Source organism: Sphingobium sp. B2 (genome assembly GCF_007693735.1).
GTDB classification, from domain to species: domain Bacteria; phylum Pseudomonadota; class Alphaproteobacteria; order Sphingomonadales; family Sphingomonadaceae; genus Sphingobium; species Sphingobium xenophagum.
In genome coordinates this window covers 467,626-480,693 of record NZ_VDBZ01000001.1, presented here as the reverse complement: position 1 = coordinate 480,693, position 13,068 = coordinate 467,626, and the positions used below count along the sequence as shown (strand labels likewise).

Here is a 13,068-nt window from a genome sequence, read left to right as displayed (position 1 = left end):
CAGATATAAGACGGCGGAGCCGAACAACGTGGACGACAAGAAGAATATCATTCTGGCGGTGCTGCTGACCGCTGCGATCCTGTTCGGCTGGCCCTATGTGTCCACCTATTTCTTTCCGGCGGCCAATCCACCCGCGACGAAGATCGAAGGTGGCAAGACGGCGCCGGTCGCCAACCCTGCGGCCGACCCCGCCGCCGACAGCGTCGCGGCGATTCGCGATCGCGCCGTGGTGCTGAAGGAAAGTCCGCGCATCCCCATCCGCACGCCCAAGCTGGACGGGTCGATCAACCTGAAAGGTGCGCGCATCGATGACATCGTGCTGCCGACCTACAAGGAAACCATCGCCAAGGATTCGCCCGACGTCCGCCTCTATTCGCCCGCCGGTACGCAGGACGCCTATTTCGCCGGTTTCGGATGGCAGGGCGAAGGGCTGAAAACGCCGAACAAGGATACGGTCTGGACCGCGCAGGGCAGCGAACTGACCCCGACCAGTCCCGTTACCCTGACCTGGAATAATGGCGTTGGCCAGACGTTCGAGATTCGCCTGAGCGTCGATGAAAATTACATGATCACCGCCGCGCAGAAAGTGTCGAACAGCGGCGCCGGTACGGTCGGCGTAAAGCCCTATGGCTATATCAGCCGCAGCAGCATTCCCAAGGACCCCGATACCTGGACCATCCATATCGGCCCGATGGGCGTGTTCAACGACGCGGCCAATTATGACGTGAATTACAAGGATCTCGACAAAGGTCCGTCCACCCGCGATTTCCAGTCCAAGGGCGGCTGGATCGGCTTTACCGACAAATATTGGCTGTCTGCGCTGGTGCCTGGCAAGGATGCCGATGTCGCAGCCCAGTTCCGCAAGGGTGCTGGCACCCAATATCAGGCCGACGTCGCGCTTGATTCGACCATGCTGGCGCCGGGCAAGTCGGTCACGCAGACGCTGCGCCTGTTCGTCGGGGCCAAGGAGGTCAAGACGCTCCAGGCCTATGAGCGTGGTGGCGTCAAGCTGTTCGACCGCGCGATCGACTGGGGCTGGTTCTACTGGTTCGAGCAGCCGATCTTCGCCCTGCTGCACTGGCTGTTCGAGACGCTGGGCAATTTCGGCGTGGCGATCATCTGCCTGACCTTCGTGGTCCGCGGCCTGATGTTCCCGGTTGCCCAGCGCCAGTTTGCCAGCATGGCGGCGATGCGCGCGGTGCAGCCCAAAATGAAGGCGCTGCAGGAGAAGTATAAGGACGACAAGCCGCGTCTCCAGCAGGAGATGATGGCGCTGTACAAGACGGAGAAGGTCAACCCGCTGGCCGGGTGCCTGCCCATCTTCATCCAGATTCCGATCTTCTTCGCGCTCTACAAGGTGTTGATGCTGACGATCGAAATGCGGCATCAGCCGTTCGTGCTGTGGATCAAGGATTTGTCCGCGCCCGATCCGCTGCATATCCTGAATCTGTTCGGCCTGCTGCCCTTCACCCCGCCATCCTTCCTGGGGATCGGCGTGCTGGCGCTGCTGCTGGGCATCAGCATGTATTTCCAGTTCAAGCTGAACCCCGCGCAGATGGACCCGATGCAGCAGCAGATCTTTTCGATCATGCCGTGGATGATGATGTTCATCATGGCCCCGTTCGCGGCTGGCCTGCTGGTGTACTGGATCACCAACAACTGCCTGTCGATGGCCCAGCAATGGTGGCTGTACCGCCGCCACCCCGTGCTGAGCACGGCAGTCGCGAAGTAAGTATCATCCTCCCCTGCAAGGGGAGGTGGCTGGCCGCAGGCCGGACGGAGGGGTGTCCCCCTATCGCGAGGGTGACACCCCTCCACCACGCCCTTCGGGCGCGGTCCCCCTCCCCCTGTGGGGGAGGATTTGAAAGGTGAACGACATGGAATCCCCTGACCTGATCGAAGAAGCGCGCAAGGTCTTTTCCGGGCCGATCACCTTCCTGAAGTCCGCGCCGACGCTGGAATTTCTGCCCGATATGGCGGTCAATGAGGTCGCCTTTGCCGGCCGGTCCAATGTCGGCAAATCATCGCTGCTCAACGCCCTCACTAACCGCAACAATCTGGCGCGGACATCCAACACGCCGGGGCGGACGCAGGAACTGAACTTCTTTGACGTGGGCGATCCGCTGCGCTTCCGCCTCGTCGACATGCCCGGCTATGGCTATGCAAAGGCACCCAAGGATGTGGTGCGCAAATGGAAGTTCCTGGTGAACGACTATCTGCGCGGGCGGGCCGCGCTCAAGCGCGCGCTGGTGCTGATCGACAGCCGCCATGGCATCAAGGAGGTCGATACCGACATGCTGGACATGCTGGACGGCGCGGCGGTGAGCTATCGCATCATCCTGACCAAGGCGGACAAGATCAAGGCGAGCGAACTGGCCGCCGTGACCGAGCAGACCGCGCAAGCGATCCGCAAGCGTCCCGCCGCCCATCCCGACATCATCGCCACGTCCAGCGAGAAGGGCATGGGCATTCCCGAACTGCGCGCGGCAGTGCTGGAAGCCGTGACGATCGGCTGATCGCTGGCGCTTGATGGCGCGAGCGCCTATGGACGGCGCAACGAACAGGAGCGCATGACCATGGCCGACGATGAATATGTCTATGACGAAGCGACCGGCGAATGGATCAGCGCCGCCGATGTGAAGCAGGCCGACAGCGAGCCGAACAGTGTCGAAGTGCGCGATTCGGTCGGCAACCTGCTGGCCGACGGCGATCAGGTGACGTTGATCAAGGATCTGACGGTCAAGGGCGCTGGCCAGACGCTGAAGCGCGGCACGCTGATCAAGTCGATCCGGCTGACGGGCGATACGCAGGAAATCGACTGCAAGTTTGACGGGATCAAAGGCCTGGTGCTGCGCGCCGAATTTGTCCGCAAGCGGTGAGTGAAAGCCGCCCCCGGCGGATCGCGCGATGGGTGCTGGCGCTGGCCTATCTGGTCGCGGGGATCGCGCATTTGCGGTCGCCCGGCGGCTTCATCGCGATCACGCCGAGTTGGGTGCCCTTCCCCGCCACGGTGATTTTCCTGACGGGACTGGCTGAACTGGCGGGAGCCGCCGGATTGATGGTGCCGGCGTTGCGCAAGGCGGCGGGGATCGGCCTGGCGCTCTATGCGCTGTGCGTCTGGCCTGCCAATATCAACCATGCCGTCCATGATATAGCCATTGGCGGCGTGCATCTGGGCTGGGCCTATCATGCCCCGCGCCTGGCGTTGCAGCCGGTCATCATCTGGTGGGCGCTGTGGGCGGCCCATGTCATCGACTGGCCCTTTGCCCGGCGGCATTAGCGAAAGATTGTCTTTCCGGTCCAGCGCCCTACTGTCGTCTTTTCCTGCAGACGAGCGTGAGAGAGCATGATGACCCGGCATCTTCCCTGGATAGCGATGGCCGTGATCGGCGCGGTAGCGCTGAGCGTCGTCGCGGTGTCGCGGGGCGAAGCCGTCAATGCGCTGTGGATCGTCGTCGCGGCGGTCAGCTGCTTTCTGGTCGCCTATCGCTATTATGCGCTGTTCATTGCCAGCAAGGTGATGCGGCTCGATCCTTCGCGCCCAACCCCGGCGCTGCGCCGCGCCGACGGGCTGGACTATGTCGCGACCGACCGCACGGTCCTGTTCGGTCATCATTTCGCAGCGATTGCGGGCGCGGGACCGCTGGTCGGGCCGGTGCTGGCGGCGCAGATGGGCTATCTGCCCGGCACATTATGGATCATCGTCGGCGTCGTGCTGGCAGGGGCGGTGCAGGATTTCATGATCCTGTTCGTTTCGATGCGCCGCGACGGCAAATCGCTGGGCGAATTGATCCGCATGGAAATGGGGCAATGGGCCGGGACGATCGCCCTGTTCGGCGCGTTCATGATCATGGTCATCATTCTGGCGGTGCTGGCGCTGATCGTGGTCAAGGCGCTGGCGGAAAGTCCCTGGGGCATGTTCACGGTCGCGGCGACCGTGCCGCTGGCCATGATGATGGGCGCCTATACACGCTGGATCAGGCCGGGGCGGATCGGTGAAGTGTCGCTGCTGGGGCTGGTCGGGCTGCTGGCGGCGATCGTCTATGGCCAGTCGGTGGCAGCATCGCCCTTCTGGGGGCCGATCTTTACCTTCACGCCGCTCACGCTCTGCTGGATATTGATCGGCTATGGTGCGGTAGCCTCCATATTGCCCGTATGGCTGTTGCTGGCGCCACGCGACTATCTGTCCACCTTCCTCAAGATCGGGGCGATCGCGGCGCTGGCGGTCGGCATCGTCATCATGGCGCCGCCGCTGAAGATGCCGGCGCTGACGCAGTTTGTGGAGGGCGGCGGGCCGGTCTGGTCAGGCGGCCTTTTCCCCTTCCTGTTCATCACCATCGCTTGCGGCGCGGTGTCGGGTTTCCATGCGCTGATTTCCAGCGGCACGACGCCCAAGCTGATCGCCAGCGAAGGGCATGCGCCGATGATCGGCTATGGCGCGATGCTGATGGAAGCCTTTGTGGCAATCATGGCGCTGGCGGGCGCGTCGATCCTGGACCCCGGCATCTATTTCACGATGAACAGCCCGGCAGCGCTGATCGGCACCGACGCCGCCAGCGCGTCCGCCGCCGTGACAGCGATGGGTTTTCCGATCTCGCCCGACCTGATCACCCAGACGGCCAAGGATGTCGGCGAACATAGCATCATCAGCCGCGCGGGCGGCGCGCCGACGCTGGCCGTCGCTATGGCGGAGATATTCAGCCACGTCGTCGGCGGTCCGGCGATGAAGGCCTTTTGGTATCATTTCGCAATATTGTTCGAGGCGCTGTTCATCCTGACCGCCGTGGACGCAGGCACCCGCGCCGGGCGCTTCATGTTGCAGGATCTGATCGCGCTGGCGGCGCCGAGCTTCAAGGAAAGCAAGAGCATGGTCCCCGGCATCGTCGCCACCGCGCTGACGGTCGCTGCCTGGGGCTTCTTCCTGTATCAGGGGGTTACCGATCCGCTGGGCGGGGTGAATACGCTCTGGCCGGTGTTCGGCATTTCCAACCAGATGCTGGCCGCCATCGCGCTGATGCTGGGGACGGTGGTGCTGTTCCGCATGAAGCGCGACCGGTTCGCCTGGGTCACGATGATCCCGACCGCCTGGCTGCTGGTCTGCACCCTGTCGGCGGGATGGCTGAAGCTATTTTCCGCTGACGCCAAGGTCGGCTTTCTGGCGCATGCCGCCAAGTTCAGCGCAGCGGCGCAGGCGGGCGAAGTGCTGGCCCCGGCCAAATCGATGCCGGAAATGCAGCGAATCATCTTCAATGACCGGGTCGATGCGGCGCTGGTCGCGCTGTTCCTGGCGGTGGTGCTGGCGTTGCTGTTCTTCACCATCCGCACCTGCATCGCCGCGCGGCGAATCGCGGCGCCGACGGCGCGCGAAATCCCGGCGCAACTGGTGCCCGCGGAATGAGCGGATTTTTGAGCCTGTTGCGGCAGACCGCGCGGCTGATGGTCGGCATGCCCGACTATGACGCCTATCTGCGCCATATGCTGACGCACCATCCCGACCAGCCGGTGATGGACCGGACGCAGTTTTTTCGCGATCGGCAGGAAGCGCGATATGGCGGCAAAAATGGCGGAAAATGCTGCTAGGGCGAGTAATAATACTATTGTAAAATTTCAATATGGGACATAAAGTTACCGATTGATTATATATTATGATTGATCTGTACGGTCAGCTTGCTAGGGCGCGACGTCCTTTGTGCCCGACAGCTTGAGGGATATGTCCCCTGCCCGATCCCTTGCGGCAGGGGGCATTCTGTTTCAGCGGCGCGCGTTGAAGCCCGCGACCATGCCAGCGGTAATCGACAGCGCGATTTCCGCCGCGCCGATGGCGCCGATGTCCAGCCCCGCCGGACCGTCAATGCGCGCCAGATCGGCTACATCAAACCCCTGTGCCGCCAACCGATCCAGCCGCGCGGCGTGGCTCTTGCGCGATCCAAGTGCGGCGACATAGCCGGTCGGTGCGCGAAGCGCCGCTTCCAGCGCCGGATCGTCAATCTTGATGTCGTGGCTGAGTGTCACAACGGCAGTCGATTCGCCGGGGAAGCGCGCGGTGATGGCTTCGTCGGGCCAGCGATCGTCCAGCTCGACGCCGGGGAAACGCTCGGCCGTCAGGAACCGCCCGCGCGGGTCGATCACCACCGGCGTCACACCGATCGCCTGCGCCAGCGGGACCAGCGACTGGGCGATCTGGACTGCGCCGACGATCAGCAGGCGGCGGGGCGGGTCATAGCGGTTGAGGAAATCGCCCTCGCTTGCCTGTTCGCGGGTGACCCCGGTCGCAAGGTCGGTCGCCAAAGTCAGCGCCCGGCCCCGCGCGCTGGCGGCCTCGATCCGGTCGAACAGGTCGGGCGCAAAACCGTCTGCGCCCACCGGCTGGATCAGGACAGCGATTTCGCCGCCGCAGGGCAAACCGACGTCCCAGGCATCGCCATCGGCCACGCCATAGGTGGCGACATGGGCAGCGCGCCCGGCAATCACTTCGGCAGCGCGGTGCAGTACATCGCTTTCGACGCAGCCGCCGGAAATGCTGCCTTCAAAGCGGCCATCCTGATGCACGATCATGTGGCTGCCGCGCGGGCGCGGCGCGGACCCCCAGGTCGATACCACCGTCGCCAGCGCCAGCTTTGCACCGCGCCATTCGACGCCCTTGCGGATCACCGCGCCATTGTCGTTCAAATCGGGACTCCTTTGGCGCCAAGATAGGTAGGCTGCCCGCGCTAGACCAGACGCCTGCCAGTCCAGACGACGCGACCGACAATATCCACCAGCGCCGGATCAATGTCAGTCCAGTCGGGATAATGGAGATTGTCGCTGACCACGCTGAAGCGGCCACGCAACGGCCCCATCGCGATCCGTTTGACCATCAGCACGCCGTCGAGCCGCAAGACATAGACGCCATCGCGCAACCGGGTGGCGTCATCGTCATGATCGACCATGATGTCATCGCCATCGCTGAGCGTGGGCGCCATCGATTCGCCATCGACCCGGATGATCGAAACGCGCTGCGGCCGCACCCCCAGATGACGCAGCCAATGCGCGTCGAACGCCATCACACCGGCTGTGCGCTCATCTTCGTCCAGCGTGCCGACGCCTGCCGACGCGCCCAGCGCCAGGCGCGGCACTGCCACGACGGCGGGCATGCCGCGCGTGCGGGCGGGGACCGTCACCGGCGCGGCGCTGCCACCCAACATCTGTTCAGCGACGCCGAAATAGCGGGCCAGCACATGCCGGTCCGCCTCATCCAGTTTACGCGGCGTGCCACGTTTGATGAACTGCTGGATATAGGCGGGGTTGCGACCGATCAGCCGGGACAGATCGGCATAATTTTCCCCCCGTTCGGCAATCAGCCGATCCAGCGCAATCCGGGCGTTCTGCGATTCATCCATATCCAATCCATAAAGATAGGAATTTTCCTAGAAAAGTAGGAAATGGCTTAGAGATAGGAATATGCCTATCGACTTGCAGCGGGTGAGTCGGACCGAAAGAGGAGAAAGAAGCCGATGCTGTTGCACGCGATCGAACGATTCCTTCGCCAACATGACATGCCGCCGACCACCTTTGGTCGCGCCAGCACGCGCGATCCACGGCTGGTTTTCGACCTGCGCCAGGGGCGCGAGCCGGGCGACCGCGTAAGGAGACGAGTAGAACATTTCATGAACACATATCGCAGGAGCATCAGCCAATGACAAGCGTGCATCATGGATTTGGCATCAAGAATCTGGTCCAAAACAAACCGATAGGAAAATCCCATCGCGATCCCCTGCCGCGGCTGCTGGAGCAGCTGCTCCAACGGGCGGGCGCGCCGACGATGATCGAGCGTGCGGTGAGTCGCCCCTGGGCGAGCGCCCTGTTCGAAGGACGCCGCCACATCGTCACTCTACGCCTGTCCGGCGCCAGAGCGGCGACGCGCTTCCGCGCCTTTGCCGAGGGGATAGAGAGCGCGGAATGGCAGGTACCGGGCCATTTCGTCGCCGACATCATAATCGACGATTCGCGACAGGAAGCCGATGAATGGTGGATGGAACTGTCGGCGCTGACGATCGAGGACTGGTAGGGGCTTAACGCCCCTGACCAGCCATGCTGCGCAACGCGCCCAGGGCCGCGCGCAGGGCATCGTCGGCATCCTGCGCCACCATGTCCCGCACCGGCACGGCGGGCGCAACCGGCATATCGGCGATAACCCGCGCCGTGCCGGCATCCGCCGCCGGCGCGCGGCTGCGCAGGGCAAGGCCGCGCTCCAGCCGCTGGGTCAATTCGGTGATCGACAAGCCCTGGGTCGGGATGGGATCAAGCCGCGCGGGCATGACCGGCGCGGTATCCTGCGATGCATCCTTGGCGACATCCGGCTCGACGGCCGGGGCGGCCAGGCGTTGAAAGGTCGGCTGGGGCAGGTCTTCATCGGCCATCGGCAAGGGCGCACTGGGCATGACCAGACCTTCGGACGGGACGACGGCATCCTGTTCAGGTTCGGAGCGCGTCGCCAATGGCCTGCGCAATGCATCGGGACGGCCGAAAATGTCGAGGCCGTTGAAATCGCGACTCGCAAAAATGGGCGCGCGGGCGGGTGCATCGGGATGGGCATCGGCGCGACGCAGCGATGGCGTTGCGTCATCGACAGGGGCAATACGTCCCCGCGCCAGCGCGGTCAGTTTTGAAAAAGCGAAACCCATTTTTCTTGCTCCCTGGACGCGCACCATGCGTCCTTCCTGTTCAGCCTGCCGGTCCTGCCGACGCATCATTCCCACAAATCCCACGGCCATCAGCGCGGTAAAGCCGGCCAGCAGCAGCCGGGCTTTCAGCCCCAGCGGCGGGGCGGCAGCGGGCAAGCTTTCCGACAGGCCGCTCGACGCCACGACCATTTCGATCAGCCCGACCGGAATCCACAGCACCAGCAGCGCTGCGGCCAGGCCGACCAGCGCCATGATGGCGATCCCTCTTGTCCGTGCTGCCCTGATGGCCACTTCGATTGTCCAACCTTGCCTCAGGCGGCCGCGCGCGTCCGGGCGGGACGCGCCAGCAGCCGCTGGTAAACAGGTTCATAACGCAAAATGTTTGACGACCAGTTACGCTCACGCTCGACAAAGGCGCGGGCAACCGCGCGCCGTTCTTCCCAGATGCCGCGATCGGCAAACAGGCCCGCCAGCGCAGCGGCCATGCCCGCCGGATCGTCGGGCGGAAACAAGGTTCCGGTGACGCCATCCTCTATCAGTTCACGATGGCCGCCCACGCTGGAGGCGGCGACCAGTTGGCCTTGCGCCATGGCTTCGAGCGGCTTCAATGGCGTTACGAGATCCGTCAGCCGCATCGCCTTGCGCGGATAGGCCAATATGTCGATCTGGGCGTAATAATGTTCGACCTGATCGTGCGGCACCCGGCCCACAAAGACGATATGGTCGGCAAAGGGCGAGGCGAGCGCCTGATCGCGCAGCGCCTGTTCGCGCGGGCCGCCGCCAACCAGCAGCAGCTTGGCCCTGGGCCGGGCGCGGACGAGTCGCGGCATGGCTGCGATCAGATCGTCCAGCCCTTCATAATCGTAGAAGCTGCCGATGAAGCCGACGACGTCAGCCCCTTCAAGACCGAGTTGCGCCGTGAGCGCGGGGTCGCGTGGCACGGGCGTACCGAACTGGTCCATATCGACGCCATTGGGCGACACGATGATCTTGGCCGGATCAATCCCGCGCGTGGCCAGATCGGCGCGCAGACCTTCGCAGATGACCGCGACCGCATCGGCATTACGCACCGCATGCGTTTCGAGCTGGCGGGTGAGCCAGTAACGCGGGCTGCCCTCCGTCCCGGTGCCGTTGCCGACCGCTGCATCTTCCCAGAAAGCCCGGATTTCATAGACCAGGGGAATGGCGTGGCGTTTGGCCACGCGCTGCGCGGGGATGGCGTTGAGCACCGGCGAATGGGCGTGGATGATGTCCGGCCGCCACTGCTGCACCAGCGCCTCGATCGCGTCGGCATGGGCGGCAATGTCGCGCCACTCGCGCAGCACCGGATTACCCGTTGCGGGCTTGCCGGGGGTGCGGTGGAAGTGAAGGCCGTCGACCAGTTCCTCCAGCGGGCCTGATGCGCTGTGGCGATGCCCGGTTATGCCGCGCACCTCCCAACCCCTGGCCATCTGCGCACGCAGGATGGCGCGCGTGCGGAAGGTGTAGCCACTGTGCAGCGGCAGGCTGTGATCCAGCACATGAAGAATATGGGTCATAGCCCATATACTTAGGCGCAAAAGGTTTAACGGCCCGTCAACTGTGTCGCGTTAGGGAGGAGCGGTAGCCAGTGGAACCACCAAGACGCAATGATCGACACCCTGTCCCTGCTGATCAGCCATGGCGTGATCCTGCTCGCCGCGTGGCGGCTGTTGCCGCGCGCGGATCTGGATCGCGATCCGCCAGCAGAGGAGGGCGCGCGCGATGCGTGACCTGTTCTTCGTCGCCTTTCTGGGCGTCTTTTTCCTGATGGGGCTGAAGCGCCCGTTTCTGCTGGTCGCCGTCTACGCCTATATCGACATCGTCTCGCCCCAGCGCCTGTCCTATTTCCTGCTCAATTCGATCCCGATTTCCGCCATTGCCTTCGCCGCGATGGTGGGCGCCTGGCTGGTCGTCGACGACAAGAAGGATTGCCGCTTTTCCGCGCGGCAGGCGCTGCTGCTGATCCTGCTGCTCTGGTGCGGCTATACCACCGCGACCGCCGATTTCCCGGTCGAGGCGATGACCAAATGGAATTGGGTGTGGAAGGCGATCATTGCGGGCGTTTTTCTGCCGCTCACGCTGCGCACGCGCCTGCGAATCGAGGCGATGACCGTTTTCATGATCCTGTGCGCCAGCACCATCATCATCAATGGCGGCATGAAAACCGCGCTGTCGGGCGGTGGCTATGGCGTGCTGAACCTGATGGTCGAGAATAACAGCGGTCTGTATGAAGGATCGATCATCAGCTGCGTCGCCATTTCGCTGATCCCGTTGATCCTGTGGCTGTCCAGGCATGGCACCATATTCGCGCCGGACGACTGGCGGGTGAAAGCCTTTTGCTACTGCCTGTGCCTGGCCTGCATGCTGATGCCGATCGGCACCGAAGCGCGTACGGGCCTGGTCTGCATCGTCATCCTGGCGGGATTGATGCTGGTGCGTTCGCCGCGCCGCTTCGTCTATGGGCCGCTGATGCTGCTGGCGGCGCTCATATCCATCCCCTTCCTGCCCGCCAGTTTCACCCAGCGCATGCAGACGATCGAGAATCATCAGGGCGACGAGAGCGCATCGACCCGCGTGGCGGTGTGGATGTGGACGCTCGACTATGTGAAAACCCATCCGGGCGGCGGCGGCTTCGACAATTATCTGCAGAACAGCTTTACCTATTTCGCCCAGAGCGAAGTGGGTGACGGCGATACGAAGCGGATCGAGCGGCGGCTGGTGACCGACAAGGGCCGTGCCTATCACAGCGCCTATTTCGAGATGCTGGGCGAGCAGGGCTATTTCGGCTTCCTGCTCTGGGCGTTGATCCACGGCATCTGTTTCATCCGCACCGAAATGATCCGCCGTTTGTATCGCAAACGGACGGGACCGGACGAAGCCTGGATCGCGCCGTTCGCGCTGGCGCTGCAACAAGGGCATATCGTCTACATGGTCGGATCGCTGTTCGTGGGCATCGCCTATCAGCCCTTCATCTTCATGATGCTGGCGCTTCAGATCGGCCTCGACACCTATCTGAGCCGAAGGCGTAAGGCCGCAGCGCGAGCGGACCTGAACGCGGCGATGAACCGGCCGCGCGGGGCGCTGGCATGAGCGGCGAGCTGCGCGCATTGGGGCTGGTCCATGGGTTGCTGCTGGGCCTGCTGCTGGCGTCGCCACTGATCGCCCCCAGCCTTATGCCATGGGGGGTCGAAGCCCTGTTCATCATCGGCGGTTTTCAGTTAAGGCTGGCGGACCGGCGATGGTCCATGCGCAACGGCTGGAGCAACTGGATAAGCCATATCCGCATGGCGCCGGCGCGGCTGATCCCATGGGCAGCGGCGGCGACGGTGGCTCTGATCGCAGGCGATGGCACGCGAGCGCAGGCGATCCTGGTCGCCGCGTCGCTGTGCGAATTGCTGATATATCCGATCTGCACCCACATATTGGCGGGGCTGTCGCGGCGCTCGGCTGGCGCGGTGCTTGTGCTGCTGGTGATGGTCGGCCTTGGCGCTGCGGGGGAAGCGATCCGTTACATGATCGGCTTCATGACCGGGATCAGCGCGTGTCTATTCTGGTTGCGCGGTCCCGATGGGGAGGCACATGCGTTGGGACTGGCGCTGACCGGACTGGTTGCGGCGGCTGTAACGGCTGTTCTGCTGCCTCCCGTCCTGCCGGTAGCCTTGCCCGCGACCATCGTCTGCGCGACGCTGGCTCTGGCGCATGTGTCGACGCTGCGCCGCCGCCCGATCCCGTGGCGGGTGGGCGGCGGCTTGCGGGTCAGGCCGTAACGGCTTCGGTTTCCACAACGGCCTTGATCAAGGCTTCAACAAAGGCGGGAATGTCGTCGGGCTTGCGGCTGGTGATGATATTGCCGTCCACCACGACCGCATGATCGACGACCTCGGCACCCGCGTTGCGTAGGTCCGTACGTACCGACGGCCAGGACGTGACCGTCCGTCCGTTGACGACGTCGGCCTCCACCAGCAGCCATGGGCCGTGACAGATGGCCGCGACTGGCTTTCCCGCGGTCACGAAGGTGCGCACCGCCGACACCGCCGTCGCATTGGTGCGCAGCGTGTCGGGGTTGGCGACGCCGCCGGGCAGTAGCAGAGCGTCATAATCCTCCATCCTGACGGCGTCGAGGCGGATGTCGGGGGGTATGGTGTCGCCCTTTTCATCATGCTTCATGCCTTGGATCGGATCGAGACCGGGCGAAGCGAGGGTCACGCTGGCTCCCGCCTCGATCAGGGCGTCGCGGGGGTCGAACAATTCGGACTGCTCGAACCCGTCGGTCGCGATGATGAGGATGCGGCTGTTATTAATGGCGGGCATGGGGCTTCTCCTTGCACCTGTATGGAAACAGGCAAACGGACCACGGCCCGACACGTTGCGGAACGAAGCGATG

Annotated in this window: 16 protein-coding genes; 11 read left to right on the top strand and 5 right to left on the bottom strand. The window is 63.8% G+C overall.

The window, feature by feature from the left end; genetic code table 11:
• The first annotated feature begins 28 nt into the window (after positions 1–28).
• The 6 genes from yidC (at position 29) to FE851_RS02395 (ending at position 5,580) form a co-directional block, all read left to right on the top strand.
• Positions 29–1,732: a membrane protein insertase YidC gene (gene yidC / locus FE851_RS02420; protein WP_145199526.1), complete on the top strand. Its 1,704-nt coding sequence runs from the start codon at positions 29–31 to the stop codon at positions 1,730–1,732.
• A gap of 145 nt (positions 1,733–1,877) precedes the next feature.
• Positions 1,878–2,516, top strand: coding sequence for a ribosome biogenesis GTP-binding protein YihA/YsxC (gene yihA / locus FE851_RS02415; RefSeq protein WP_017181461.1), 639 nt, complete (start codon positions 1,878–1,880; stop codon positions 2,514–2,516).
• A 60-nt stretch (positions 2,517–2,576) separates the two neighbouring features.
• Complete coding sequence (locus FE851_RS02410) at positions 2,577–2,879, top strand: alkylphosphonate utilization protein (RefSeq protein WP_145199524.1); 303 nt, start codon at positions 2,577–2,579, stop codon at positions 2,877–2,879.
• Positions 2,876–3,280: a DoxX family protein gene (locus FE851_RS02405; protein ID WP_261370836.1), complete on the top strand. Its 405-nt coding sequence runs from the start codon at positions 2,876–2,878 to the stop codon at positions 3,278–3,280. Before FE851_RS02410 ends, FE851_RS02405 begins: the two co-directional genes overlap by 4 nt.
• Before the next feature lie 69 nt (positions 3,281–3,349).
• Positions 3,350–5,398 (top strand): carbon starvation CstA family protein, encoded by a 2,049-nt coding sequence (locus tag FE851_RS02400; protein ID WP_145199521.1) that lies wholly within the window; start codon positions 3,350–3,352, stop codon positions 5,396–5,398.
• The gene (locus FE851_RS02395) at positions 5,395–5,580 is read left to right on the top strand and encodes a YbdD/YjiX family protein (protein WP_019053532.1); all 186 of its coding nucleotides are present in this window, start codon (positions 5,395–5,397) and stop codon (positions 5,578–5,580) included. Before FE851_RS02400 ends, FE851_RS02395 begins: the two co-directional genes overlap by 4 nt.
• A 171-nt stretch (positions 5,581–5,751) precedes the next feature.
• Here FE851_RS02395 and FE851_RS02390 read toward each other — a convergent pair whose 3' ends face one another.
• Complete coding sequence (locus FE851_RS02390) at positions 5,752–6,669, bottom strand: XdhC family protein (protein ID WP_145199518.1); 918 nt, start codon at positions 6,667–6,669, stop codon at positions 5,752–5,754.
• A 41-nt stretch (positions 6,670–6,710) separates the two neighbouring features.
• Complete coding sequence (locus FE851_RS02385; RefSeq protein WP_017181467.1) at positions 6,711–7,379, bottom strand: S24 family peptidase; 669 nt, start codon at positions 7,377–7,379, stop codon at positions 6,711–6,713.
• Positions 7,380–7,493: 114 nt separating this feature from the next.
• Here FE851_RS02385 and FE851_RS02380 point away from each other — a divergent pair, with 114 nt between their 5' ends.
• Both FE851_RS02380 and FE851_RS02375 read left to right on the top strand, forming a co-directional pair.
• Positions 7,494–7,679 carry a hypothetical protein gene (locus FE851_RS02380; RefSeq protein WP_026002103.1) on the top strand — a complete coding sequence of 62 codons (186 nt, stop codon included), beginning with the start codon at positions 7,494–7,496 and terminating at the stop codon, positions 7,677–7,679.
• A complete protein-coding gene (locus FE851_RS02375; protein ID WP_145199515.1) occupies positions 7,676–8,047 on the top strand; it encodes a hypothetical protein in 372 nt (123 codons plus the stop codon). Before FE851_RS02380 ends, FE851_RS02375 begins: the two co-directional genes overlap by 4 nt.
• A 4-nt stretch (positions 8,048–8,051) precedes the next feature.
• Here FE851_RS02375 and FE851_RS02370 read toward each other — a convergent pair whose 3' ends face one another.
• Entirely contained in the window at positions 8,052–8,915 is an 864-nt protein-coding gene (locus FE851_RS02370) for a hypothetical protein (RefSeq protein ID WP_145199512.1), read from the bottom strand.
• A 59-nt stretch (positions 8,916–8,974) separates the two neighbouring features.
• On the bottom strand, positions 8,975–10,201 hold the full coding sequence (locus FE851_RS02365; protein WP_145199509.1) for a TIGR04063 family PEP-CTERM/XrtA system glycosyltransferase: 1,227 nt from the start codon (positions 10,199–10,201) through the stop codon (positions 8,975–8,977).
• A gap of 90 nt (positions 10,202–10,291) precedes the next feature.
• Here FE851_RS02365 and FE851_RS26640 point away from each other — a divergent pair, with 90 nt between their 5' ends.
• Genes FE851_RS26640 through FE851_RS02355 form a run of 3 tightly spaced genes read left to right on the top strand, consistent with a single transcriptional unit; the run spans position 10,292 to position 12,451 of the window.
• Positions 10,292–10,414, top strand: coding sequence for a hypothetical protein (locus FE851_RS26640; protein ID WP_019053538.1), 123 nt, complete (start codon positions 10,292–10,294; stop codon positions 10,412–10,414).
• The gene (locus tag FE851_RS02360) at positions 10,407–11,774 is read left to right on the top strand and encodes a putative O-glycosylation ligase, exosortase A system-associated (RefSeq protein WP_107124239.1); all 1,368 of its coding nucleotides are present in this window, start codon (positions 10,407–10,409) and stop codon (positions 11,772–11,774) included. The genes FE851_RS26640 and FE851_RS02360 overlap by 8 nt, the downstream gene beginning before the upstream one ends.
• A complete protein-coding gene (locus FE851_RS02355; RefSeq protein WP_145199506.1) occupies positions 11,771–12,451 on the top strand; it encodes a hypothetical protein in 681 nt (226 codons plus the stop codon). The genes FE851_RS02360 and FE851_RS02355 overlap by 4 nt, the downstream gene beginning before the upstream one ends.
• Here FE851_RS02355 and FE851_RS02350 read toward each other — a convergent pair.
• Positions 12,441–12,995 carry a type 1 glutamine amidotransferase domain-containing protein gene (locus FE851_RS02350; protein ID WP_145199503.1) on the bottom strand — a complete coding sequence of 185 codons (555 nt, stop codon included), beginning with the start codon at positions 12,993–12,995 and terminating at the stop codon, positions 12,441–12,443. The genes FE851_RS02355 and FE851_RS02350 overlap by 11 nt on opposite strands.
• Positions 12,996–13,068 lie beyond the last annotated feature (73 nt).

Coding starts and splice junctions, on each gene's coding strand:
- FE851_RS02355 (WP_145199506.1), top strand. CDS start 11,771: ATGAGCGGCGAGCTGCGCGCATTGGGGCTGGTCCATGGGTTGCTGCTG.
- FE851_RS02350 (WP_145199503.1), bottom strand. CDS start 12,995: ATGCCCGCCATTAATAACAGCCGCATCCTCATCATCGCGACCGACGGG.
- FE851_RS02385 (WP_017181467.1), bottom strand. CDS start 7,379: ATGGATGAATCGCAGAACGCCCGGATTGCGCTGGATCGGCTGATTGCC.
- FE851_RS02370 (WP_145199512.1), bottom strand. CDS start 8,915: ATGGCGCTGGTCGGCCTGGCCGCAGCGCTGCTGGTGCTGTGGATTCCG.
- FE851_RS02410 (WP_145199524.1), top strand. CDS start 2,577: ATGGCCGACGATGAATATGTCTATGACGAAGCGACCGGCGAATGGATC.
- FE851_RS02360 (WP_107124239.1), top strand. CDS start 10,407: ATGCGTGACCTGTTCTTCGTCGCCTTTCTGGGCGTCTTTTTCCTGATG.
- FE851_RS02400 (WP_145199521.1), top strand. CDS start 3,350: ATGACCCGGCATCTTCCCTGGATAGCGATGGCCGTGATCGGCGCGGTA.
- yihA (WP_017181461.1), top strand. CDS start 1,878: ATGGAATCCCCTGACCTGATCGAAGAAGCGCGCAAGGTCTTTTCCGGG.
- FE851_RS02375 (WP_145199515.1), top strand. CDS start 7,676: ATGACAAGCGTGCATCATGGATTTGGCATCAAGAATCTGGTCCAAAAC.
- FE851_RS02380 (WP_026002103.1), top strand. CDS start 7,494: ATGCTGTTGCACGCGATCGAACGATTCCTTCGCCAACATGACATGCCG.
- FE851_RS26640 (WP_019053538.1), top strand. CDS start 10,292: ATGATCGACACCCTGTCCCTGCTGATCAGCCATGGCGTGATCCTGCTC.
- FE851_RS02365 (WP_145199509.1), bottom strand. CDS start 10,201: ATGACCCATATTCTTCATGTGCTGGATCACAGCCTGCCGCTGCACAGT.
- FE851_RS02395 (WP_019053532.1), top strand. CDS start 5,395: ATGAGCGGATTTTTGAGCCTGTTGCGGCAGACCGCGCGGCTGATGGTC.